We start from the raw sequence: 367 nt of genomic DNA, 5'->3' as shown, positions 1-367 counted from the left end.
GTCGTCACGCTCGCAGTTAAGCTGGCTTATGCCTTTGCACTAACCTTACGATTTCCGACCGTAATTAGCCAACCTTTGTACTCCTCCGTTACTCTTTAGGAGGAGACCACCCCAGTCAAACTACCCACCAGACATTGTCCTCGGCCCGGATGACGGGTCTAAGTTAGAACACAAAACGTTTCAGGGTGGTATTTCAACGACGGCTCCACATGGACTAGCGTCCATGTTTCTCAGCCTCCCACCTATCCTACACAGCAACATTCAATGTTCAATATCAAGCTATAGTAAAGGTTCACGGGGTCTTTCCGTCTTGTCGCGGGTACACTGCATCTTCACAGCAATTTCAATTTCACTGAGTCTCAGGTGG

Annotated in this window: 1 rRNA gene (running past both ends of the window); it reads right to left on the bottom strand. The window is 48.8% G+C overall.

Annotation, left to right across the window (positions count from 1 at the left end):
* A 23S ribosomal RNA gene (locus tag AOQ87_RS01150) occupies window positions 1-367 on the bottom strand (it extends past both window edges: 535 nt to the left, 2,019 nt to the right).

Source organism: Candidatus Riesia pediculischaeffi (genome assembly GCF_002073895.1).
Classification (GTDB): domain Bacteria; phylum Pseudomonadota; class Gammaproteobacteria; order Enterobacterales; family Enterobacteriaceae; genus Riesia; species Riesia pediculischaeffi.
Note: the sequence above shows the minus strand (reverse complement) of the source record. Positions and strands in the feature narration are given on the sequence as shown.